General features: G+C 67.8%; 1 pseudogene. It reads left to right on the forward strand.

Annotated features, from left to right (window positions below):
* Positions 1-732 precede the first annotated feature (732 nt).
* Positions 733-891 (forward strand): annotated as a pseudogene (locus IZR01_RS54665) (pyridoxal phosphate-dependent aminotransferase); the annotation flags it as partial.

Here is an 891-nt window from a genome sequence, read left to right on the forward strand (position 1 = left end):
GCCTTGTTAGGTGGGGCGGGTAGGAAGGGGCGCGAGATATCAGGCCCTACAAGTGAGGTCGCTAGTGAGGGTGGGTGGAACTGAACTGAGCGGTGTGCTGCCCTACGGCGTCGTAGCGAGGACGCAGATGAGGTGAGGGTTGAGCGTCACGTGCGATGGCCGAGCTTCGCGCCGGCTCTGGCTGGGCCGGGACGAGAACCTGTGCGCCATGTGCGATGGCCGCGCGCTGGGATGGTGGCCTTTGCTCGGGCGTGGGGGCAAGGCGTGAGCGTCGGGCGTAGCGCGGAACCGGGCGTTGGCTTGGGGGATAGCGAAGCGAGGGCAAGAACCTGTGCGCCGCGCGCAATGACGGGACCTTGGCGGCGGCTTTGGCTTACGCCGGGGCGGGATCTGGGCGTCAGCGTAGTGGCCGTGCCGTGCCGTGCCGGGGCGATGGTCTTTGGCCCGGCGAGGGGGCAAGCAACTGTGCGCCGTGCGCAGCGGCTGTCTCCTGGGTGGGTCGTCGGTGAGGTAGCTGGCGATGTCTGGTGGGTGGTTGTCGATCCGCTGGCTGGCGAAGTGTGTCGCGGGCGGCGGGTGAAGTTGCTCGATGGTGTGGGCCGCGTCGGGGGTCAGCCCTGTCGGCGGCGGACTCTGAGTCTCGGGCGTGTGGTGGCTTGGGTTGCGGGTGCGGCGGGGCGGGTCTGGGCTTGGGTCTCGGCTGATGGGGGTGGCGTGCTTAGTGTGTGAGCTATGCAGCTTCGTGTTGAGAACCCTTTGACGTGCCTCAGTCTTGCTGAGCTTCGGACGCGGACCAGTATGAAGTGGCGCGAGTATCCGGCGGATGTGCTGCCTTTGTGGGTGGCGGAGATGGATGTGGCGACGCCGGGGCCGGTGGCGGAGGCGTTGGTG

It is taken from the genome of Catenulispora pinisilvae, assembly GCF_015356865.1.
Taxonomy (GTDB): domain Bacteria; phylum Actinomycetota; class Actinomycetes; order Streptomycetales; family Catenulisporaceae; genus Catenulispora; species Catenulispora pinisilvae.